This is a genomic window from Mariniphaga sp., from assembly GCF_041687215.1.
Lineage (GTDB): Bacteria > Bacteroidota > Bacteroidia > Bacteroidales > Prolixibacteraceae > Mariniphaga.
The window spans coordinates 12,746-36,981 of the sequence record NZ_JAWLCI010000033.1 but is presented as its reverse complement, the minus strand read 5'-3'; the positions used below and the strand labels follow the sequence as shown (position 1 = coordinate 36,981).

At 41.6% G+C, this 24,236-nt stretch carries 16 protein-coding genes; 9 read left to right on the top strand and 7 right to left on the bottom strand.

The window, feature by feature from the left end:
• Complete coding sequence (locus ACESMA_RS12545) at nt 1-2,271, bottom strand: SusC/RagA family TonB-linked outer membrane protein (RefSeq protein ID WP_372949175.1); 2,271 nt, start codon at nt 2,269-2,271, stop codon at nt 1-3.
• Nucleotides 2,249-3,034: a TonB-dependent receptor plug domain-containing protein gene (locus tag ACESMA_RS12540; RefSeq protein ID WP_372949174.1), complete on the bottom strand. Its 786-nt coding sequence runs from the start codon at nt 3,032-3,034 to the stop codon at nt 2,249-2,251. Before ACESMA_RS12540 ends, ACESMA_RS12545 begins: the two co-directional genes overlap by 23 nt.
• 430 nt (nt 3,035-3,464) lie before the next feature.
• On the opposite strand from ACESMA_RS12540, the gene ACESMA_RS12535 reads away from it, so the two are divergent.
• Entirely contained in the window at nt 3,465-6,290 is a 2,826-nt protein-coding gene (locus tag ACESMA_RS12535; protein ID WP_372949173.1) for a LuxR C-terminal-related transcriptional regulator, read from the top strand.
• 8 nt (nt 6,291-6,298) lie between these two features.
• Here ACESMA_RS12535 and ACESMA_RS12530 read toward each other — a convergent pair whose 3' ends face one another.
• From ACESMA_RS12530 to rimP, 4 genes are all read right to left on the bottom strand, one after another.
• The gene (locus ACESMA_RS12530; RefSeq protein WP_372949172.1) at nt 6,299-9,088 is read right to left on the bottom strand and encodes a hypothetical protein; all 2,790 of its coding nucleotides are present in this window, start codon (nt 9,086-9,088) and stop codon (nt 6,299-6,301) included.
• Between the two features lie 96 nt (nt 9,089-9,184).
• Nucleotides 9,185-12,199: a translation initiation factor IF-2 gene (infB, locus tag ACESMA_RS12525; protein ID WP_372949171.1), complete on the bottom strand. Its 3,015-nt coding sequence runs from the start codon at nt 12,197-12,199 to the stop codon at nt 9,185-9,187.
• Between the two features lie 95 nt (nt 12,200-12,294).
• On the bottom strand, nt 12,295-13,530 hold the full coding sequence (gene nusA, locus ACESMA_RS12520; RefSeq protein WP_372949170.1) for a transcription termination factor NusA: 1,236 nt from the start codon (nt 13,528-13,530) through the stop codon (nt 12,295-12,297).
• Nucleotides 13,531-13,541: 11 nt separating this feature from the next.
• Nucleotides 13,542-14,006: a ribosome assembly cofactor RimP gene (rimP, locus tag ACESMA_RS12515; protein WP_372949169.1), complete on the bottom strand. Its 465-nt coding sequence runs from the start codon at nt 14,004-14,006 to the stop codon at nt 13,542-13,544.
• Nucleotides 14,007-14,178: 172 nt separating this feature from the next.
• Here rimP and ACESMA_RS12510 point away from each other — a divergent pair, with 172 nt between their 5' ends.
• The 5 genes from ACESMA_RS12510 (at nt 14,179) to ACESMA_RS12490 (ending at nt 19,333) form a co-directional block, all read left to right on the top strand.
• The gene (locus ACESMA_RS12510) at nt 14,179-15,435 is read left to right on the top strand and encodes an HD domain-containing protein (protein WP_372949168.1); all 1,257 of its coding nucleotides are present in this window, start codon (nt 14,179-14,181) and stop codon (nt 15,433-15,435) included.
• Between the two features lie 36 nt (nt 15,436-15,471).
• Nucleotides 15,472-16,527, top strand: a complete 1,056-nt coding sequence (gene lpxD, locus ACESMA_RS12505) for a UDP-3-O-(3-hydroxymyristoyl)glucosamine N-acyltransferase (protein ID WP_372949167.1) — start codon at nt 15,472-15,474, stop codon at nt 16,525-16,527.
• Between the two features lie 9 nt (nt 16,528-16,536).
• Nucleotides 16,537-17,925 carry a bifunctional UDP-3-O-[3-hydroxymyristoyl] N-acetylglucosamine deacetylase/3-hydroxyacyl-ACP dehydratase gene (locus tag ACESMA_RS12500; RefSeq protein ID WP_372949166.1) on the top strand — a complete coding sequence of 463 codons (1,389 nt, stop codon included), beginning with the start codon at nt 16,537-16,539 and terminating at the stop codon, nt 17,923-17,925.
• A gap of 20 nt (nt 17,926-17,945) precedes the next feature.
• Nucleotides 17,946-18,728, top strand: a complete 783-nt coding sequence (gene lpxA / locus ACESMA_RS12495; RefSeq protein WP_372949165.1) for an acyl-ACP--UDP-N-acetylglucosamine O-acyltransferase — start codon at nt 17,946-17,948, stop codon at nt 18,726-18,728.
• A gap of 110 nt (nt 18,729-18,838) precedes the next feature.
• Nucleotides 18,839-19,333, top strand: a complete 495-nt coding sequence (locus ACESMA_RS12490; protein WP_372949164.1) for a hypothetical protein — start codon at nt 18,839-18,841, stop codon at nt 19,331-19,333.
• A 20-nt stretch (nt 19,334-19,353) separates the two neighbouring features.
• Here the strand turns inward: ACESMA_RS12490 and thiL are convergent, their stop codons facing one another.
• Nucleotides 19,354-20,397: a thiamine-phosphate kinase gene (gene thiL / locus ACESMA_RS12485; protein ID WP_372949163.1), complete on the bottom strand. Its 1,044-nt coding sequence runs from the start codon at nt 20,395-20,397 to the stop codon at nt 19,354-19,356.
• Between the two features lie 133 nt (nt 20,398-20,530).
• Between thiL and sufB the strand changes: the two genes are divergently transcribed.
• The 3 genes from sufB (at nt 20,531) to sufD (ending at nt 24,183) form a co-directional block, all read left to right on the top strand.
• Nucleotides 20,531-21,976: a Fe-S cluster assembly protein SufB gene (gene sufB / locus ACESMA_RS12480; protein ID WP_372949162.1), complete on the top strand. Its 1,446-nt coding sequence runs from the start codon at nt 20,531-20,533 to the stop codon at nt 21,974-21,976.
• An 85-nt stretch (nt 21,977-22,061) separates the two neighbouring features.
• Entirely contained in the window at nt 22,062-22,814 is a 753-nt protein-coding gene (gene sufC / locus ACESMA_RS12475; RefSeq protein WP_372949161.1) for a Fe-S cluster assembly ATPase SufC, read from the top strand.
• A 1-nt stretch (nt 22,815) separates the two neighbouring features.
• Nucleotides 22,816-24,183, top strand: coding sequence for a Fe-S cluster assembly protein SufD (sufD, locus tag ACESMA_RS12470; RefSeq protein WP_372949160.1), 1,368 nt, complete (start codon nt 22,816-22,818; stop codon nt 24,181-24,183).
• Nucleotides 24,184-24,236: the final 53 nt, after the last annotated feature.

The following is a 24,236-nucleotide window of genomic DNA, read 5'->3' as shown; positions in this document are numbered from 1 at the left end:
TTAGAATTTAAGATTTAGTCCCAATGTATATACTGCCGGCACAGGATCGAACTGTCTGTCGATTCCGTCGGGTATTTCCGGATTAAAGCCGTTGTATTTAAACAGGGTTAACGGTCTTTCGGCAGTAAAAGTAATTCTGGCATCGGGCATTCCTTCGCCAAAAAGTTCAGAGCCTTTTAAATTATAAGCCAATTGTGCATTTTGTATTCTGAAAAACGAACCGTCTTCTACCAGATAATCGCTGAAATTTTGGTTCCAGCCCCTTCTTAAACCTGAAGCCGACGGGTATTTATTGGAAGTGCCTTCGCCATTCCACAATCCGTTCGCCAAATCGGCATCAATGTTTGTATCATTGGTCCAGATAATTTCGCCACGTTTGCGGTTCAGAATTTTGTTGCCGGTTTGCCCCATGATATTCATGGAAAACTCGATGTTTTTGTAAGCTATTCCCATGGAACCTCCATAATTAAATGTAGGAATGTAGGAACCCAGGAATACCTTGTCATCATCGTCCAGCACATCATTTCCATCCTGATCTCTGAATTTTAAGTCTCCGGGAACAAGACCATTTGCTGAAGCTATGGGGTCGTTGTTAATTTCAGCTTCAGTTTGATAAACTCCTTCCACTTCGTAGCCATAAAAAGACATTAGAGGTTCGCCAATTTGTGAGCGCTGACGAAATTCTGCCGATCCTCCGTTTATATAAGCCTGACCGTAAAGGTCGGTTACCTCGTTTTTCAACGTGGAGAAATTGGCGCCAATATTGTACCTGAAATCGTTTGAAATTTTATTGCTCCAGTTCAAAACCACTTCAAAGCCCTGGTTACGAATGGTTCCAACATTTCTCAATACACTGCCACCCTGCAGCTTAAGACTAACCGGAATGGCTGCATTTTCGGTATCTCTGATATAATAATCCGATTCGATGCTTAAACGGCCATCAAACATTTCGGCTGTAATACCTATATTGGTGCCTGAAACGGTTTCCCAGCCCAGGTATCCAAATGTACTGGTTGTAACTGTTCCGTTCACTTGTGAGTCGTCTATTGCCAGAAAAACCGGATTGGTTGTATTTGCTCCGTCCTGCCGGGCAATTCTGTCATTTCCCAACTGGCCCCAACCGCCTCTTAATTTCAGATAATCGAACAGGTTAACTCCCTGGAAAAAGTTTTCTTCGGAAACTACCCAACCCAAACCAAATGCAGGGAAGGTTCCCCATTTTTCCTGGTATTTTGAAGTACCTTCCTGGCGGAGGGTAAAATAGGCAATGTACCTGTTGTTGTAGTTGTAGGAAATCCTTCCGAAATAGGAAACACCGTAAAGTCGTTCCGCATTGTCACCCGCAGTTTTAGATGATTGCGACAAGGATTGATCGATATACCATGAATTTTCATTCAGCGGAATATCTTCAGCATAACCGCTCAGGTAATCATACCATTCGTCACGATAGGAGGTACCCACCATAGCAGTTAAATTATGGCTGCCAAAACTATCGGTGAAAGTAAGTGTATTATCAAAAAACTGATTTACTTCGGTAGTCCGGGTGGATGATATCGATGAAAGCGCCCGGTTTGTGGAATTGGTAATATAATAAGGTAATCCAATATTCCTGCCTTTTAAAAACATAAGCGAAACATTGTAATTAGTTTTAAATTTCAGTTTATCCTGAATTAAATCTACCTCGGCATATATTCCGGAAAGTGCTTTCCGTATATCCTGTCTGTTTTCGTTAAAATCAAGGCTTAAAAACGGGTTTTGCGAACCACGGTATCCTATGAGCTGCGCACTTGAATAACGGCTTGGGTTAGCAATTTCGTCAGACAGGAGCTGTTCATAATTTTCATCATCAAAAACCGGCAAAATGGGCACTGCATGATATGCGCTGAACCAGGCTCCATCGCTTGCAATATACCTGGTTGCGTTGCTTATATTGAAGTTTACACCTGCTTTAAGCCAGTTGTTGGCCTGATGATCAATTTTAGTTCTTAAATTCAACCGTTTAAATGAACTCTCGCTTTCCAGCAATCCTTCCTGATCAAAATAGCTCATTCCAAGCGAATAAGAGGTTTTGTCATTCCCTCCCAGAATCGACAGTGAATGATTTTGCTGCAAGGCATAAGGTTTCATTATTTCGGCATACCAGTCGGTGTTCATATTGGGAACATTCGGATTTATCCGGCTTCTGCCATAGCGTTGCATGGCATTTTCAATAAAACTGATGTCGGCTGCTGAACCGGTTTGGTTGATGTTAACCCACAAACTGTTGGGCATTTGCCATTTGCAGCATATTTTGCGGCACCTGCATCCCAATGTAACCTTCATAAGTAATAACAGATTCAGTATTAAGTGACCCATCTTTGGTGGTAATAAGAACTACGCCATTTGCAGCTCTTACCCCATAAATAGCCGATGCCGATGCATCTTTTAATACCGAAAGTGTTTCAATGTCGGATGGATTCAGAAAATCGATATTATCGAAATACATTCCGTCAACCACATAAAGCGGCGATGAGTTGCTGCTGGTTGGGAACGATCCAATCCCGCGAATTCTTACCGTTGGTTCACCTCCCGGAGAACCGGCGCTAACAATTTGTACACCGGCAACCTTCCCCTGCAATGCCTGCATAGCCTGGCCGGAGGGTGTTTTTACAAGTTCATCTGCATTCACAGTTGTAATAGACGATGTAAGGTCTCTAACCTTTAACTGTCCATAACCCACAACCACAATTTCTTCTAAACCGATAATGTCTTCATTCATTTCTAAATTAATAGCGGTTGACCCATCAACTGCTATTTCTTCTGTAAGAAAACCAATGTAGCTAAAAACCAGGGTTGCATTAGAAGGAACCTCAATGGAATAATTTCCGTCAAAATCGGTTACTGTACCGGTTTGAGTTCCTTTCACCAGAACGGTCACACCTGGAAGTCCCAGGTTTTGTTCATCAGTTACCTTGCCTGTTACAGTTATATTTTGCTGTGCAAAAAGCATGGTAACCGAAAGAAAGAGAAGAAAGAAAATTGATAATTTTTTCATAGTTCATATTTTATTTCAGTTGTTTTTTCAAATTTCCGACATCCTTTAATAAATAAAAAATTACGTGCCTCACTACTGCTTCTCAATGGAAAATGAAGTAAGAGGTCGGCCTCATTTTTACCTCATCAAATTCAAATTTTGTTACTTATATATATATAATTGAGATGTTTAAAAATTGTTCATTGTTAAAAATTGAAATTAATTCAATACTTATTTTTATCGAATAATGTAGCTAATTTTCGATGGACAGATAAAATAAAATAACATTGAAATGGGTTACTCTATCTTATTATTGTTATCCACCAGCTTAATGATTAAAGATAAATCAGCCTGATTTTTAAAATGTTACATTATTTCTGAAAAATGTTACATTATTCACATATTTTTACATCAAGCGTAATTTTACTATCTTTTGCCTGACCTAATTTATATGAAAAAATATTGTTCCATATTTCAGGTTTTCATCCTCTTTGGTGTTTGTCAAAGCTCCTTTTTATGGGCGCAAACAACTGAACCGGGGCTAAAAAACTTTACCAAAAAAGAGTACAATGCTGCCAACCAGAATTGGTCGGTGGATGCCAGCCCAAATGGTTTTATGTATTTTGCCAACCATGCCGGATTACTCGAATTCGATGGCACAAGCTGGAAACTTTATAAACTACCCAACCAAACCATCCTGCGTTCAGTAAAAGTAATTTCTGACAGTATTATTTTTACCGGCGGATACCGGGAATTGGGATATTGGGAAAAAGATTCAAACGGAAAACTAAACTATCATTCATTAAATGAACTCGCAGGAGAACATCTTTCGCGAAATGATGAATTCTGGACCATTTGTACTTTGAATGATGAGGTATATTTTCATTCCTTTTCTAAAATTCTGAAATACAGTAATAATACCATTTCGGGAATATCGTTTTCAGGATTTGCCAACACCATGTGCAAAGTGGGTGATAAAATTCTTCTCGGAGTTTCGGAACAGGGTATTTTTTCCATTGAAAATAACGAAGCAGTACCTTTTATTACTGATGTAAGATGGCAAAACACGAGTTTCAGATTTATACTTCCTTACCATAATGAACAAATTTTGATAGGGACAATCGCCGACGGTATCTTTCTCTGGAACGGAGAAGAATTAAACGAATGGAATCCGGAATGGAACGATTATTTTATAAAAAATGAAGTGAACAGAGCGCATATAAATCCAAACGGAGAGTTGTTTATAGGAACAATTGTTGACGGTCTTTCGGTTTTTGATAAAAATGAGCAGCGGATTAAAAATTACAAAACATTAAACGGACTTCAAAATAACACGGTACTTGGAATTTCATCAGATATTTTTGGAAACACCTGGCTGGCATTAGACAGCGGTATAGATTTTATTTCAGAGAATTTCAACAATGGGATTGAGATTGAATCAATTCCCGGAATTGGCAGTATTTATGATGCCGCAGTTTTTGAAAATAAAATTTACCTCGGAACAAACCGCGGATTGTTTTCAAAATCTTCCGCCACAGGCAATTCCGGCTACCAGTTTATACCCGAAAGCCGGGGGCAGGTTTGGAACTGCTCGGTTTTAAATAATCATTTTTTCGTGGGTTTTAACCATGGAATATTATACATACAAAATGATCAAACCCAATTAATTTCTGAACAGGCAGGTGGTTTTTCCCTTAGGGAAGACCCCTTTGTTCCCGGACGAATAATTGAATCTACATACACCAGCATGGTTATTCTGGAACAGGAAAATTCGGTTTACAAACAAACCGGAATCATTAAAGGTTTTTACGATCTTATCCGCTATATTGAATTCGACCATCTGGGCAATCTTTGGGCCAGCCACATGCACCGTGGAATTTATAAACTTCAGCTTAATTCATCGCGCGACAGTGTTGTAAGTACTCAATATTACGGCGAAAATTCAGCCTTTAAAAAAGATCATTCCATTCATGTATTTAAAGTTGAAAACCGGATTGTTTTCACAACTGCCGATAAACTATTTACCTATAATGATTTGGATGACACCATTGTGCCTTTTACATTTTTAAATGAAGAACTGGGGCACTTTGCATCGGCACACCGGATTGTTACCGCACCTGAGAGCCACTATTGGTTTATTACCAAAGAAAAAATCGGATTATTTCATATTAGAGATAATATGGTAAAGCTGGTAAAATCAATTCCAAAACAGGTTTTTTCGCCCTATGAAATGATAGATGATTTCGAAAATATTCTGCCTCTGACATCAACAAAAGCCATTGTTTGTCTGGAAAACGGAATTGCACGGGTGGATGCTGCACAAACCGATACCCTATTTGAAATTAAAAATTTTACACCTACAATGCGGGAAATTTTGTTGACCAGCAGCCAGGGCGATAAGCTTATTGTTCCGGGAAACAGTGACAATGTTGAAATTAAACACCGGTTTAACAATGTCCATCTGCGTTATGCATTTCCGCATTTTACCAGCCAGCCCATTTATTTCCAGGCAAAACTGGAAGGGATAGATCAGGACTGGTCTGCGAAAAAAACGGAACCGGTATTTACTTTCGACAGGTTGCCGCCCGGTGAATTTACCTTGCTTATAAAAGCAACTGATGTATGGGAGAATGAAAGTAAACAGCACCAGCTTTTTATTGAAGTTTTACCGCCATGGTACCTGACCAGTTATGCACGAACCGGCTATGTTCTGGTTTTATTGCTAACAGTATTTGGGTTACAAATTTGGGGAATAAAGCGAACCCGAAAAAAGGAACGCAGACGGCTTGAAAAAAGAGAACAGGAACTGATAAAACTTCGAAATGAAAAGCTCCGAAACGAAATTGAGCATAAAAGCAAGGAGCTGGCCAACTCAACCATGGCGATAATTAAAAAGAATGAATTTCTGCTTAAACTGAAACAAGATTTTTCCAGGCATAAGGACCAGTTGGGTTCCCGGTATCCCGACAAATATTATTTAAGCCTTACCAGAAAAATTGACGACAACATATCCAGCCAGGATGACTGGCATTTATTTGAAACCAATTTTGAACGTGCCCATGAGCAATTCCTCCACAATTTGAAAGAGCAATTTCCTGATTTAACTCCCAAAGATTTACGATTATGCGCCTTTTTAAGAATGAACCTTTCATCGAAAGAAATTGCGCCGTTGCTGGGCATTTCTGTGCGTGGCGTGGAAAATCACCGCTACAGGTTGCGCAAAAAAATGGGGCTGGACCACGACGACAATTTGATTGATATGATTTTGAAAATGTGATGTTTCTATTAATTTAAGGTGTAGTTATACAATTTTCCACCTTCGCTGCCAACAACCAAATTTAAACCGGTTGAACTGTCGGAAAGTTTTCCAATGGTAAATTCGCTGTTCCCAAACAAAGGAAATCCCTGATGCAGTTTGCCATCTGGATTAAAAAGATAAATATGGTTTGATGTGGCATCTGTAACTCCAACTTTTTTCAGATCGGTAGCAAAAGTGTAAATATTTGGCTGGTGACCAATTGGATTGTCCAGTTTTTGGCTGAAGAGTTTTTTCCCGTTTTCATCCATTACAGTAACTTCACTTCCATCAACAAAAACAAAATCAGGAATGTCATTTCCATCTAAATCATCTGCAGTAAAAAAATGGTTTTCGCTAAACCGTGCCGTTTTCTTTTCTTCCACTTTTCCGTCGAAATAGAGATAATACACTTTTCCACCTGAATCGGTTGCCACTATTTTTGGCGTTCCGTTCAGATTAAAAACCAGCGGATTTTTACTGTTAGTAAACTGTTTAGAAACCGGAACCCGTGTTTCTCCCTGCCTGTCCTGAATGTAAATTTTCGAATTATCCTTAAATACGATATAATCATTCCCCGATATCCTGAAATGCTGAACCGGAGTAACTACCTCAGAATCAGTCTGACCAAAAATCCAACCCGAAATAATTTTCCCCTCAAAATCGTATGCATAAATTTTGCGGTCTTCCCCGGCTACAAAGTAGCGGTAATCGCGGTTATTGTAATAATCAAATACATTTACACCATTGGTGGCCGGAGATTTTAAGGTAATCGGAAAATGAGCCACATTGTTGCCGTTTCGGTCGATGAGGTACAATTTATCTTTGGTATTGAAAAGAAACTGCAATCTGCCGTTTTTGTAATAATCCACCTGTTTAATTTCGCTCAATACCGGGCCTGGCAGCGGAACAGTCCAGCGAATAAAACCTGAACCAGATATCAGGTGAAGGTTTTGCTGAACATCCTGAAAAATGATTTCACGATTGGCCTTGTCGGTGTGATTTATTACCAGCAGGGGCTTGGTAGCAATATCACTTCCGATTTGACTTTGCCAGGTAGTTTGTGCATTTTCATCCGTTTCGGTTTGGAAATCAATGGCCAGCGAATTCAAATATGAATTTTTGTTACGCTGAATTTGCCAGTTAACCATTCCAAACCGGCGAAGAGTTTCCTCTTTTTCCTCAATTTGTTTTAAAAGGCCGGTTGCGAAAATCTCATTTCGAAGGCTAAAAGCTTTATTTACATCCACAAATACATTAATATTTGTCCGGCTCAATCTGGTTTGCCGGAATTGCTGATACCCATTATCGCGCGCAAGTGTGGAGCCCCGAACCATGTTTAGCAAATATTCCTGCAAGCCCTGTTCGGTGTTTGAAAACACCAATAAATTATCGTAAACCGTTACAAACCTTGCATCAGCCAATTCAAAAGGACTGCCCATCCACAATCCGGGAAAAGAGGGATAAGGAAAGCGGTAAATGCGAAATTTAGTTTCATTATCTGTTGAAAAATCGGAAAACAAATTATTGATTTCGGTTTCGGTGAGGGTGGCATAATTAGCCATTAAATTCTGAAGTCGCTCTTCAGTTGCAGAGCGTCCTTCGGTATGTAAAATGAACAGGGTTGTTTTATTTGAGGGGTCAACCGGGATGGTTGTAGTGGCTGCAATCACTTCATCTTTTACCATGTCCTGAAAAACTTTTCGCACATTGGCCCTGAAACCCCGGTCGAATCTTTTCATCCGCTCTTCGCGGTGATAATATGCCGGAGAGTGGATATAAAACTCTTCCAGTTTTTCGAAATATGATTTCTTATCGGAAAAAGAAAAACTGCAAAAAAAGGAGGTATTGTATGGCAGAATTTCTTCTGCTTTGGAACGAACTGGTTGCTGGTTATCAAAAACCGACATAAAATGATTGAGCGAATCGTCGGCAGCAGAAGTTCCGTTTAATACAAGTTGTCCGTCTTTAAATTGAAAACCAAGTTCGCTCCAGGCTGCAAACTCCCTGAACTTTTCGGCATTTGATGTAAACTGAAAACGCGTGGTTACCCCAAATTCATCTGCTTTTTCAAAGGCTTTACGATTTAAAACTCCGGTAAAAAAACTGTTAATCCAATTGTGATTAATAAACAATGAAACGTCTTGAGATGAGGAATTCCTGTTCACTTCCAGAAAATACGGATTGTTTTGAATTCCGTTGGTTGAAAGTTGCCTGATGGCCTGTTCGATAATAATTGCCCGGTTACTTGCCAGCAGCAAATCGTCTGCAAAAGAGAAGAAAAGAATCTCTTTATTATTATTGTCAGTAATTTCCGTTATCTGATGTTTCCCGTAATCCCTTGAGTAATAATTAAATATTTCAGGAGGATATACGGTTTCAATAAATTCTGTCAAAGCATTTTCCCGGCTATTCGAACCCGAATTTGTGATGAGCAGAGGTACCAACTCATTTCTGCCGGCTGTTCCGTAAGCAAGCAGAAAAGAAGTGTTGCGTAAACTTTTTGGTAAATTATCCTTACCCAAAATTAAAGAATCTGCTTCATGTAAAAAGCTGAACCAGTTAGCACCAATTCCTGCTTTTTCCAATTCATTTACAAAAGAATTTTCGAATGGTATGCTCCGGATGGAATTCAATTCAAAAAAGAAAGGCGCCGATACCGGGACTGCCCTGTAAACAGAGGTGTCCTTTAAAAAAGGATTTGATCTGTTTGTAAAATAGAAGTATCCTGTGGCAGCCGCCAAAATGATAATTACAACAATAACCAGGTTACGTTTCATTTTTCCTGAGTTTTCCCCAAAACTACTAAAACCGGTGAGCTGGAAAGCAGAATTTTCTGATTAATAATGAAATGCCTGTTGTTGATAACTTGATTGCTACAACTGTTTGGCTACCTCAACTTCCTGGAATGCTTCAACGTGGTCGCCAACTTTCATGTCGTTAAAGTTTTCGATATTCAATCCGCATTCGTATCCGTTTTTCACTTCTTTCACATCTTCTTTAAAACGTTTCAGAGAGCCAAGGTTCCCGGTGTAAATTACAATACCATCGCGGATAACCCTGATTCTTGAATTCCGGGTAATTTTGCCATCGCGCACAATGCAACCGGCAACGGTACCTACTTTGGTCACCTTAAATGTTTCGAGGACTTCAGCAGTCCCGGTAATTTCTTCTTTAATATCAGGTGAAAGCATTCCTTCCATTGCTGCCTTTATTTCGTTAATGGCGTCATAAATAATGGAATACAAACGAATATCGATTTGTTCTTTTTCGGCGAGTTTACGCGCACTCATTGACGGTCTCACCTGGAATCCGATAACAATAGCTTCGGAGGCAGCGGCCAGCAGAATATCTGATTCTGAAATCTGACCCACCGCTTTATGCTTAATGTTTACCTGAATTTCTTCGGTAGAGAGTTTAATTAACGAATCAGCAAGCGCTTCAATTGAACCATCCACATCGCCTTTTACAATCAGGTTCAGTTCCTGGAAGTTTCCAATGGCAATGCGACGTCCGATTTCATCGAGGGTAATATGTTTCTGGGTGCGGAGACCCTGTTCGCGGGCAAGTTGTTCACGCTTGTTGGCAATGTTGCGGGCATCGCGTTCATTTTCCATTACGTTAAACTTATCGCCAGCCTGTGGCGCACCGTCGAGACCTAAAATGATGGCTGGTTCAGCCGGCCCGGCAGCATCAATCTTCTGATTTCGCTCGTTAAACATGGCTTTTACGTGGCCGAAATACTGTCCGGCCAAAACAATGTCACCGGCTTTAAGTGTTCCGTTTTCAACCAAAACTGTGGCCACATAACCGCGCCCCCTGTCCAGTGTCGATTCGATAATAGTACCTGTTGCCCTTCTGTTTGGATTGGCTTTAAGTTCCAGTAATTCAGCCTCAAGTAAAACTTTTTCAAGAAGTTCATCGATGCCAGTGCCTGCTTTTGCCGAAATATCCTGCGACTGGTATTTTCCTCCCCAGTCTTCCACCAAAAAGTTCATGTTGGCCAGTTCTTCCTTAACGCGTTCAACATTGGCGTTGGGTTTGTCAATTTTATTTATGGCGAAAACAATGGGTACGCCAGCAGCGGTTGCGTGATTTATTGCTTCAACTGTCTGGGGCATAACGTTATCGTCGGCAGCCACAATAATAATGGCAATATCGGTAACCTGTGCACCACGTGCACGCATGGCAGTAAATGCTTCGTGGCCCGGGGTGTCGAGGAACGTAATTTCACGGCCGTCTTCCAAACTCACGTGGTAAGCTCCAATGTGCTGGGTAATACCTCCGGCTTCACCGGCAATTACGTTGGTGTCTCTTATGTAGTCGAGCAATGAAGTTTTTCCGTGGTCAACGTGTCCCATAACAGTAACAATGGGCGGACGAGGTTTTAAATCCTCTTCGGCATCTTCTTCAGCGTCAAATGAATCCTGCAGATCGGCACTTACAAATTCAACTTTGTACCCAAATTCTTCGGCCACAATAGAGAGCGTTTCAGCATCGAGCCGCTGGTTAATGGACACGAACAACCCAAGGCTCATGCAAGATGAAATAATTTCATTTACATTTACATTCATCATATTGGCCAGTTCGTTAACCGAAACGAATTCGGTTGCCTTCAATACTTTTTTATCCTGGGTTTGTTTTTCCTGGTCTGCCTGTGCCCTTTCACTGGCTGCAGCTCTTTTATCACGACGGTGTTTGGAACCTTTTGATTTTCCTTTTGAGGTCAGACGTGCCAGCGTATCTTTAATTTGCTTTTGAACTTCTCCTTCGTCCACCTCTTTTTTAAGCAGAACTTTTTTTCTTTTACCGGTTGGTTTCTGTGATTGTTGATCTCCTCTTCCCTTTTCTCCGGGTTTATCTTCAAATTTTATCCTGCCTGATTCTTTGACTCTTTTTCTTCTTTTTTTCCTGGCAGTTGAATCGGAAGTATCTTTTTGAACACCTGTTTTTTTCTCGGGTAAATCAATTCTTCCAACTACAGTTGGCCCGTTAAGTTTGCCTGATCTGGCCCTTATTATTTCTTCTTTTTTAACAGGTACTTCCGAAATCTGTTCTTCTTGTTTGGCGGGAGCCTTTTCTTCCGGTTTGGTTGTGGGTGTTTTTTGTCGCCTGCGTTCTTTCCGTTCTTTTTCGCGTTCTTTTCTCGATTTTTTCGCAGGCCGCGTTTTTTGATTCAACGCATCAAGGTCAATTCTCCCGATTACTTTGAGTTCTTCCACTTTTGGAACTTCTGTTTCTATGGTTTCTTCTTTGGTTTTTTCCGCTTCTTTTTCCGGCTCTTTTTCTGGTTTTTCTTTTACTTCCGGGGTCTCAACCGGTTCTGGTTTTTCTTCTTTTTTGGCTGCAGGTTTTGCCTGTTCCTCAGTTTTTTCAACTTTTTGTGTTTTCTCTTTTTCAGGTTCTTTTTCCTGCTTTTCGGGTGCTGTTTTTTCTACTTTTTTTGCAGGTTTTTTCAGGCTTTCCAAATCAAACTTTCCTACAACCTTAATTTTATCTTCAGGTTTAGGCTTTTCAACAGGAGCTTCCTCCTCTTTTTTCTTTTTAACCTCGGGAGCTGGTGCTTTTTTGGGAGTTACTTTGGGAATTTCTTCTTCGAAATCCTCCTCTTCATCGTCAAAATCTTCTTCTTCTGCAGGCTTGTCATCAATAGAAATAACCTCCTGTTTTGGCCTGTGGCTTTTCAGAATTATTTTTTCTGATTCCTTTTTGAGGTTCAAATCAACTTTATACTCTTTTTCCAAAAGTGCCAAAGCGTCTTCAGAGATTTTCGTATTCGGGTTTGTATCGTAATCAAAACCTTTCTTATGCAGAAATTCCACGATGGTGTGAATTCCCACATTGAATTCTCTTGCAAGTTTACTAAGCCTTATTGTCTTGCCTGCTGTCATATAATCTTTTTTTCTTTTCCTAACCCTATATTAAAAGTCTCTGCAAGTTTAGCCAAAAGCTTTAAGAGTAGTTTAAAATTAAGTTTAATTTTTAGTTACTCAAATTCAGCCTTTAACACTTTCAGTACATCGTCAATGGTTTCTTCTTCCAGGTCGGTTCGTTTAATCAGCTCATCCCGCGGAATGTTCAATACATTTTTGGCGGTATCGCAACCAATTCCCTTCAGTGCATCAATAACCCAACCTTCAATTTCATCGGCAAATTCATCCAGGTTCACATCGTCGTCATCTTCTTCCATTTCGCGGTAAACATCAATTTCGTAACCTGTTAACTGGCTTGCCAGCCTGATGTTCAGACCACCTTTCCCAATGGCCAGCGAAACTTCTTCGGGTTTCAGATAAACCTCCGCCCTTTTGTCTTGTTCGTTTAATTTAATGTTGTTGATTTTTGCCGGATTTAATGCACGTTTAATGTACAACTGCGTGTTTGCAGAGAAATTAATTACGTCAATATTTTCATTCCTCAACTCACGAACAATTCCATGAATACGGGAACCTTTCATTCCCACACATGCCCCAACGGGGTCAATTCGTTCGTCGTATGATTCAACAGCCACTTTGGCTCGTTCGCCCGGTACACGCACAATTTTTTTGATGGTAATCAGTCCGTCAAAAATTTCAGGAATTTCAAGCTCGAAAAGCCTTTCGAGGAAAGTCGGAGCTGTACGCGATAAAATAATAAGCGGATTGTTGTTTCGCAGTTCCACCTTATAAACAATTGCCCGCACGGTATCTCCCTTGCGGAAATAGTCTGATGGAATCTGTTCCTGTTTTGGAAGGATGAGTTCATTGCCTTCGTCATCCAGAATCAAAATTTCTTTTTTCCAAACCTGATAAACTTCACCGGTTACGATGTCGCCAATTTTGTCTTTGTATTTGCCATAAATATTGTCTTTCTCCAGTTCCATAATTTTACTGGCCAGGTTTTGACGAAGATTTAAAATGGCACGCCGGCCAAAATCAATCAGTTTTACCTCATCAGTCACATCTTCACCAACTTCGTAATCGGAATCAATTTTTTGCGCTTCAGAGAGTGAAATCTGCAGGTTGGGATCTTCCAGTTCATCGTCTTCCACCACCTCGCGGTTTCTCCAAATTTCAAAGTCTCCTTTGTCGATGTTAATAATTACATCGAAATTTTCGTCGGAGCCGTACTGTTTAATCAGCACGCTTCGAAAAGCATCCTCGAGTACGCTCATCATGGTCACCCGGTCAATGTTCTTCAGTTCCTTGAACTCGGCAAAAGTATCGATAAGGTTAATATTTTCCATCGCTATTCTTTTTATTTAAATGAAACTACAACTTTTGCGCTTTTAATGTCGCTATATTCAATTTGATGTTCTCTCACAATCAACTGTTTCTTTTTATTTCCTTCCACTTTTTCGCGGGCAGAAGTTTCAAACAAAATAAATTCAGGTTTTACTTCTTTTAAAAGGCCTATACGTTTTGTTCCGTCGGCAGTTACAATTTCCAATTCACGTCCGGTGTTTTTCAGGTACTGCTCTTTTACCCTGAAACTTTCAGTTAACCCCGGCGATGAAACCTGCAATTCAAAATCTTCTTTCTCCCTGTCGAGGTTGCTTTCCAGATGCCGGCTGATTTCCACACACCGGTCGATGGTAAGGCCGTCGAAACTGTCAACAAACACTTTGATGGCATTTGACGCACTTACCTGCACATCAACAAGGAAAGCCTTTTTATCAAGCTTTTCCTTTACCAGTTCCTCTATTTTCGCCTTGTTCACCATATTTGCCAGTAACAAAATAGGGAACCTCTGGTCCCCTATTTCAGGTTTTCTGAAAAATCTGCGCAAAAATAGTAATTTCTTACTTAAATACAAAAAATTGAGGAGTTGATAAATGCCTTAAAGCGAATTAATTAATCTTTTGTATTTTTAGCCTTTGAATAAAAGAAAATAAGTGACTGACTATTTTATAAACAAGAAGAAAATAATTAACGACCCGGTGTTCGGGTTCATCAATCTGCAGTCGGAACTGGTATTCGACCTGATTGAACATCCTTATATGCAGCGACTTCGGCGTATAAAACAGCTTGGTCTTTCATACCTGGTTTACCCGGGAGCCAATCATTCGCGGTTTGAGCATGCACTTGGCGCCAGTCATTTAATGCGGCAGGCTATTTCGGTTTTGCGGCTGAAAGGCCATGAGATTTCAGAAGAAGAAGCTGATGCAGTTACGGTGGCTATTTTGCTCCACGACATCGGCCATGCCCCGTTTTCGCATGTTCTGGAAAACACTTTGGTGGAAATTCCGCACGAAACCATTTCCCTGCTGATGATGAACGAGTTGAACCGGCAATTTAACGGAAAGCTGGACCTGGCCATCAAGATTTTTAAAAACCAATACAAAAAACAGTTTTTGCACCAGTTGGTTGCCAGTCAACTGGATATGGACCGGCTGGATTACCTAAGCCGCGACAGCTTTTTTACCGGTGTGGCTGAGGGAATTGTGGGCATTGACCGCATTATTAAAATGTTAACAGTTTGGAACGACCAACTGGCCGTTGATTACAAGGGAATTTATTCCATTGAAAAATTTCTGATTGCCCGCCGGTTGATGTACTGGCAGGTTTATCTTCACAAAACAGTAGTTTCAGCAGAATTCCTTTTGATTAATATATTAAAAAGGGCAAAAGAACTTTGGGCACAGGGTGAAAATTTATTCACCACACCCACACTGAAATTATTTCTGGATAATAATTTTTCGCACGCTGATTTTTTTCAAAATATATTGGTACACGGGAAAAATGTACTTGACTGGTACGCATTGCTCGACGACAACGATATTTTATCTTCGGTAAAAGAGTGGCAATCGCATTCCGACCCGGTTCTTTCGAAACTTTCGCAAAATCTAATTAACCGGCAACTATTCAGAATAAAACTCACTGACCGGCCGGTTTCTAAAAAATGGATGGAAAAAACGTTAAATCAAATTACAAAACAGATTACAAACGATAAAAATTTGTCTTCCTATCTGCTCATGTCAGGTGAAATTACAAACAGCGCTTACAACCGGCATACCGAAAATATTAAGATACTTTTTAAAAACGGGAAAGTAAAAGATATGGGGAAAGCATCTGACATAAACCTCTCGGTTTTAACCAAAACCGTTAGGAAATATTTTACCTGTTATCCAAAAGAATTGGACATTAATTAGTTTAAACCTATATTTGCATCGCAAAAAAAATGATGAATGGAATTTAAAGCTACAGACATTGCTTCGTTTCTGAACGGAGAAGTGGTTGGAGACGGCAATGTTAAAGTGTCTGGCGTTTCGAAAATTGAGGAGGGGCAACCTGGCACACTCTCTTTTCTGGCCAATCCGAAATACGAAAATTACATCTACAACACAAGTTCATCCATTGTATTGGTGAACCGAACGTTTAAGCTTAAATCAGAAGTACAAGCTACATTAATTAAAGTTGACGATGCCTACCAGGCTTTTGCCTCGTTACTTGATTTATATATGCAGGCAAAAGAGAGCACCCGCCAGGGAATTGAGTCACCCGTTTCTATTCACGAAACCACAAACATTGGAACCGATGTGTATATTGGAGCATTCACCAGCATCGGAAGAAATTCCAAAGTTGGAAAGGGCACAAAAATATTTCCGCAGGTATTTCTTGGTAACAATGTTAGTGTTGGCGAAAATTGTATTTTATACGCAGGTGTTAAAGTTTATGACGATTCTGTAATTGGTAACAACTGCATTTTACACTCAGGATCTGTAATTGGTTCCGACGGGTTTGGGTTTGCACCGCAAGAAGACGGCACCTACAAAAAAATCCCTCAAATAGGGAATGTAATTCTTGAAGAGAATGTGGAAATTGGCGCAAACACGGCAATTGACTGTGGAACATTTGGTTCTACCATTATCCGCAAAGGAGCAAAAATTGACAACCTGGTGCAGATTGCCCATAATTGCGATATTGGAGAAAACACCGTAATTGCTGGTCAAACTGGTATGGCAGGCACTACCAAAGTAGGGAAAAACTGCAAATTTGCCGGCCAGGTTGGGCTTGCCGGTCATCTAACCATTGGCAACAATGTTCAGATTGGCGCCCAGTCAGGTGTTAGCAAATCAATTAAAGATAACGAAATTGTACTGTCTTCGCCGGCAGTAAATTACAGAGAAGCAATTAAAACATATACCATTATCCGGAACTTGCCAAAGCTCCGCGAAGAATTAATACAGCTTCAAAAAGATGTTGAATCCTTGAAACAGGCAAAAAATGCCGGTTCAAAGTAAATTTCAGGAATGGTGGTAAAACAAAAAACATTAGCCAATTCATTTAAAATTGAAGGCAAAGGGTTGCACACAGGTGTAACTGTAACCATGAATTTTTTGTCGGCTCCCGAAAACCATGGATTTAAATTCAAGCGTATCGATTTGGAACACCAACCCATTATTGACGCCGATGTTGATTTGGTGGTAGATACATCGCGGGGAACATTGCTTGAAAAAGATGGCGCCCGCATTGGAACCATTGAACATGCACTTGCTGCACTTGTTGGCATGGACCTCGACAATGTACTGATTGAGGTGAACAACGAAGAAGCCCCAATTATGGATGGCAGTTCACGTTACTTTGTGGAAGCCATTGAAAAAGCAGGCGTGATTGAACAGGATGCTGAACGGGAATATTTCGAAATCAGTGAAAAAATAGAAATTTACGACGAAATATCAGATTCCCATATTGTTGCCCTACCTGATGACGATTACCGTTTGAACCTTACCATTTCATTTAAATCGAGGGTGCTAAACAACCAGTACGCCACCTTGGAATCTATCGGTGACTTTAAAACCGAAATTGCAAATTGCCGAACCTTCGTGTTTTTACACGAACTGGAATTTTTGCTGAATAACAACCTGATAAAAGGTGGCGAACTGAATAATGCCATTGTAATAATTGACAAGGGAGTAAGCCAGGAAGAACTCGATCGCCTGGCAGAACTTTTTCACCACGACCGTGTGGAAGTGAAACCACAGGGAATTTTGAACAACCTTGAATTGCATTTCGATAATGAGTGTGCACGACACAAACTGCTCGATGTAATCGGGGATTTGGCACTTTGCGGAAAACGTATCAAAGGCCGGATTATCGCTTCAAAACCAGGACACAGACCCAATACCATTTTTGCCCAGGCGTTAAAAGATGCCTGGAAAAAAACCCAGACCGGTGCGCCGGAATACGATCCCGAGGCCACCCCATTAATGGACACTGTTCAAATAAAAGAATATTTACCTCACCGCTATCCGTTTTTAATGGTGGATAAAATTTTATCCTTTACCGAATCGGAAGTAATTGGAATAAAAAACGTTACCCATAACGAACCATTTTTCCAGGGACATTTCCCTGACGAACCTGTTATGCCCGGCGTATTACTTATCGAAGCAATGGCTCAAACCGGCGGTTTGCTTGTTCTTTGCAAACTCGAAGGAAAATATTCAACATATTTTATAAGAATAGACAATGTAAAGTTCCGCAAAAAGGTAGTACCCGGCGATACACTTATTTTTAAGGTTACATTAACTTCACCCATCAGACGAGGCATAGCTACCATGAAAGGAGTAACTTACGTGGGCAGTAAAATTGTTGCTGAAGGTGAATTTATGGCCCAGATTGTAAAACAAAATGATAATTAATCCAGAATCAGAATAGCATTATGAAACAACCACTGGCTTATGTTCATCCCGATGCAAAAGTTGCAGAAAATGTTGTAATTGAACCTTTTGTATCCATTGATAGAGATGTAGAAATTGGCGAAGGAACCCACATTGGTTCCAGCGTAACCATACTGGCAGGCACAAGAATTGGTAAAAACTGCAAAATATTTCCGGGAGCAGTTATTGGCGCCATTCCGCAGGATCTTAAATTCAGGGGCGAATACACAACCGTTGAAATTGGCGATAATAATACCATACGTGAATATGTGACTGTTAACCGTGGCACAGCTTCAAAAGGAAAAACTGTGGTGGGAAACAACAACCTGATTATGGCGTATGTGCACATTGCCCACGACTGCAAGGTTGGGAACGCCGTTATTTTGGGAAACAACACCCAACTGGCCGGGGAAGTGGTTGTTGACGATTGGGCCATTATTTCGGGAATGACCGGAATACACCAGTTTTGCCACATCGGTTCTCACGTTATGATTGCAGGCGGATCGCTTGTGCGTAAAGATGTACCGCCTTTTATTAAGGCTGGCCGTGAACCGCTTTCCTATGTTGGGATAAACTCCATTGGGCTGCGGCGCAGAAATTACTCCAACGAAAAAATCAGGGAGATTCAGGACATTTACCGCTACATTTACCAAAAAGGGTTGAACAACGCCCAGGCAGTGGAAATAATTGAAGCCGAAATGCCGGCCACCCAGGAACGTGACGAAGTGTTGCTCTTTGTTAAAGATTCGAAACGAGGAATCATCCGGGGGTATTATCCAGATTAATTTATTCTCTGGCTTTATTTTTAAGCTTTCCTTTTAAATAAAATTTAAACAAATCCGGTTTCAAATTCAATTCCGATTTTGAAGAATGGATAATTGATTTATTTCAAATTATGACACGTACCATATTATTCAGCATTTTCCTGCTGTTTTCATTTTTTGTTTCAGCGCAGAATAACCATAATCACCATAATCATGAGCACACCGATTTGCATAAATACCACATTGGAGTGGGCGGAACGGTCGCATATTTAAAAGGTGAGTCTGGTTTTGCCCCAGGCGCTCACCTGCATTTTATCCGTCAGTTTGGGCATCAAAACCGCTGGGGACTGGGACTTGGTTATGAAACCATTTTTGACGAACACAAACACAACGGATTAAACCTGCTGGTAAATTATCATCCGCTGAAGCATTTGTCGCTCAACGTAGGCCCTGGGATTATTTTCAGTGAGCATGACGGAGAAAATGAAACGAAGCCGGCATTTCACACCGAAGCTGTTTACGAATTTAATGTGGGTAAATTCCACATTGGCCCCATGGCCGGTTTTGGAATCGACAAAGAAGACACCCATTTTTCAGTGGGTGTACATGTGGGGATTGGATTGTGAAAAAATAAAACAGTTGCTTTTTATAAAGAATTTCCATGCTCCCATCCCTGCGCCTGCAACTCTATTTTCGTACCGCCAGTAGTCATCAAATTTGCTCCTCCAGAAGCTTCGATAATTTCGCCAATGATCGTAAAATCGGGGTCGTTTTTGAGTTTTTCGACGTCATCTGGCGATAGGGTGAAAAGCAGTTCGTAATCTTCACCGCCGTTTAGAGCGGCTACCAACGGATTGATGTTCAACTCTTCGGCCATTTTTTTGGTTTGTAAATCCATGGGCACTTTTTCTTCAAATAAATTGCAACCTACTTTGGAGTTTTTGCACAGGTGCAGAATTTCAGAGGAGAGTCCGTCGGAAATGTCAATCATGGAAGTGGGTTTTATTTTCAGCTTTTCGAAGGCATTCACCACATCGCCTCGGGCTTCGGGTTTTAGTTGCCGGCCCAAAATGTAATCGTATCCATCAAGTTTTGGTTGTTCGTTCGGATTCACTTTAAACACTTCATTTTCCCGCTCCAGAAGCTGGAGGCCCATGTACGCACCGCCCAAATCACCCGAAACGCAAAGCAAATCGCCCGGTTTAGCGCCGTTGCGGTAAACCAGTTCTTCCGGCCGGGCTTCGCCCAGTGCGCTGATGCTGATGGTCAGCCCCGTGAGCGAACTGGTGGTATCGCCGCCCACCAAATCTACCCCGTAGTTTTCGCAGGCCAGGTAAATGCCGGAATACAACTCCTCCACCGCTTCCACCGAAAACTTATTCGACAAAGCCAAATTCACGGTAATTTGTTTCGGACGGGCATTCATGGCGTAAATATCCGACAGGTTTACAATCACCGATTTGTACCCCAAATGTTTCAGCGGAACATACATCAGGTTAAAATGTACACCTTCAGTAAGCAAATCGGTGGAAAACACCACGCATTTGTCACCGTAATCAAGCACTGCGGCATCGTCGCCCACGCCTTTTAACGTACTCTTGTTTTTTAACTGAATATGTTGTGTCAGCCGGTCAATCAGGCCAAATTCACCTATCTCCGAAATTCTTGTTTGTTTCTTTTCTTTGCTCATTGTTAATAAAAGACAAAATGGTGTTTTAATCAATTCTTTCCGGGACAAAATTACCCATACTTTTATATCTTTGCAATTTATTTGTAAACAGTCTGGATAAACGTTTGTTGTTTATTCAAAACACGTTAAAAAAATGACAGACCAGGATAAAATATTAGCGGAAGTAACGCAAAGCGAATATAAGTACGGCTTTTTTTCCGACATTGAAACCGACATCATTGATATAGGTTTGAACGAGGATGTGGTCCGTACCATTTGGGAGAAAAAAAAGGAGCCTGATTTTATGCTCGAATTCAGGCTGGATGCTTTTAGAAAGTGGCAAAAGATGAAAATGCCCAACTGGGCTTACCTGAAGGTGCCACCCATCGATTTTCAAAGCATCAGCTATTATGCGGCGCCAAAGAAAAAGCCACAATACGAGAGCCTCGATGAAGTGGACCCCGAATTGCTGGAAACTTTCAACAAGCTGGGCATTCCGCTGGAAGAACAGAAACATTTGGCCGGCGTGGCTGTAGATGCTGTAATCGACAGCGTTTCAGTAAAAACAACCTTCAAGGAAGTTTTGGCTGAGCAGGGCATCATTTTCTGTTCATTCAGTGAGGCGTTGCAAGAGCACCCCGATTTGGTAAGAAAATACCTCGGACAATCTGTTCCTGTGGCCGACAACTTTTTTGCAGCGCTCAACTCGGCTGTTTTCAGCGACGGTTCGTTTTGTTATATTCCCGAAGGCGTACGTTGCCCCATGGAACTCTCCACCTATTTCAGAATAAATTCGGCCAATACCGGACAGTTTGAACGCACACTGATTGTAGCCGACAATGACAGCTACGTGAGTTATCTGGAAGGTTGCACCGCTCCCATGCGCGACGAAAACCAGCTTCACGCGGCCGTGGTGGAAATCATTGCGCTCGACCGTGCCGAAGTGAAATACTCGACCGTTCAGAACTGGTATCCCGGCGACAAAAACGGAAAGGGCGGGGTTTACAACTTCGTAACCAAACGTGGGGTTTGCCGCGGAGTTTCATCCAAAATAAGCTGGACGCAGGTGGAAACCGGTTCGGCCATCACCTGGAAATACCCAAGCTGTATTCTGTTGGGTGACAACTCGGTGGGTGAATTTAACTCGGTGGCGGTGACCAACAACCATCAGCAAGCCGATACGGGTTCAAAAATGATTCACATTGGGAAAAACACCAAAAGCACCATTATTTCAAAAGGGATTTCCGCAGGGAAAAGCGATAACTCGTACCGCGGACTGGTGAAAGTATTACCAGGAGCTACCAACTCGCGCAACTTTTCGCAGTGCGACTCGCTGCTGCTGAACGATACCTGCGGTGCGCACACGTTTCCGTATATTGAAGTGGGTAACAAATCGTCCATTGTGGAACACGAGGCTACCACGTCAAAAATCGGGGAAGACCAGATTTTCTATTGCAACCAGCGTGGCATTGACACAGAAAAAGCCATTGGCATGATTGTGAACGGTTATGCCAAGGAAGTGCTGAACAAGCTGCCCATGGAATTTGCTGTTGAAGCGCAAAAGCTGCTGCAAATCAGCCTCGAGGGAAGTGTTGGTTAAAAATCCGGAAATGAAATAACAAAAAATCAATGTTAAATACGAGTAATGGTCATTGTACTCATTACTCAAAATCTCAGTACTAAAAATGTTATCAATTAAAGACTTATATGTTTCCGTAGAAGGAAACGAAATTCTGAAAGGAATCAACCTTGAAGTAAAACCCGGTGAAATTCATGCCATTATGGGACCAAACGGGTCGGGCAAAAGTACGCTGGCCAATGTGATTGCCGGAAAGGAAGAATATGAAGTAACCCATGGCGAAATAACTTACATGGGTGAAGACCTGCTGGAAATGGCGCCCGAAGACCGGGCCAAAGCCGGGCTTTTCCTGAGTTTTCAGTATCCGGTTGAAATTCCGGGTGTTCCAATGGTGAATTTCCTGAAAACAGCCGTGAACGAACACCGCAAACACCGCGATGAAAAAGAACTGACTGCCGGTGAATTTTTAAAGTTCATGCGCGAAAAAATGGAGATGGTGGAAATGCACGCCCAACTCACCAACCGCTCGGTAAACGAAGGCTTTTCCGGAGGTGAAAAAAAGAAAAACGAAATTTTCCAGATGGCGCTGCTGGAACCCAAACTGGCCATTTTAGATGAAACCGACTCCGGGCTCGACATTGACGCGCTGAAAACTGTTGCACACGGGGTAAATGCCTTGCGCACGCCCGAAAATGCAACCATTGTTGTTACCCATTACCAGCGTTTGCTCGAGTACATCATTCCCGATTACGTGCACGTGCTGTACCAGGGAAAAATTGTAAAATCGGCTGGCAAGGAACTGGCTATTCAACTGGAAGAAAAAGGGTACGACTGGATTAAACAAGAAAACGGAAATTAACATGAGTGTACTGGTAGAAAAAGCAGATTTATCCTTAAAATACACCGCGCATTACAACGAGGTGAAGGAAAGTCTGCGCGAGGATTCGGCCGATGTGCTGAATACACCGCGCAACAAGGCTTTTCAGGACTTTGTAATGCAGGGAATTCCCACGCGGAAAAATGAAAATTACAAATATACCAACCTGCAGCCGCAGTTTTTCCCGGAATACCGGTTTATTCACCGGCGCGAACCGGCCAAAGTGGATTTAAATGCCGTTTTCCGGTGTGATGTGCCACAACTGGACACCCACCTGGCTTTTATTTTTAACGGTTGGTATTACGAAAACAACCAGCAGGTAGGACAGCTTCCCAAAGGAGTTATTCTGGAAAGCCTGGAAAAAATGGCTCATGAAAAACCCGAACTCCTGATAAAATACGCATCGCTGGCCAATACAGGCGATGACCCGCTGGTGGCGCTGAACACAGCCTTCGCCAAAGATGGCTATTTTCTGTATGTGCCGAAAAATACGGTGATTGAAAAGCCCATTCAGTTGATTAACTTTTTGAAGGCCAATCAGGATGCGTTTGTTACACAGCGGAATTTCATTTATGTGGAGGAAGGCGCCGATGTGAAAATCATTTCGTGCGACCACACCCTTAACCTGAATAAATACCTCAACAATTCAGTAACTGAGGTTTTTGTGGGCGCCAATGCAAACTTTGAGTATTACACCCTGCAGAATCAGCACAACAGCACCACCAGCCTGAATTCGGTGTTTATTCATCAGGAAAGAGATTCCAGAGCAACCACACTTTACTCATCGCTGCACGGCGGGTTAATACGCAACAATTTGAAATTTATCCTCGACGGTGAAAATGCCGAAGCCAACCTTTTCGGAATGGCATTTATCGATAAGAAACAGCATGTGGATAATTTCACCCAGGTGATTCACGCAAAACCGCACTGTCTGAGCAACCAGGTTTACAAAAATGTACTCGACGACGATTCTACCGGAGCCTTTTCGGGTCGAATTCATGTGGTACGCGATGCCCAGAAAACCAACGCGTTCCAGCGGAACAACAACCTGTTGCTCACCGACAAAGCCACTATGCAAACCAAACCGCAGCTTATTATCGATGCCGATGATGTAAAATGCAGCCATGGTGCAACCGTGGGCCAAATTGACGAGGAAGCTTTATTCTATCTCCGTGCCCGCGGAATAGAAGAAAGCAAAGCCCGTTTGATGATGATGAATGCCTTTGCCCACGAAGTGGTACAGCGTATTTCGGTAGAGCCGTTGCGCGACCGCATCGACGAACTGGTGGACAAACGGCTGAAAGGCGAAGTGGCCCGCTGCCACGAATGTGCCTATAATTGTGAATGTTAGCACGTAATGTGCTGCTCAGATATTCACCCGCAATATTCCTTTAAAAGTTGGAA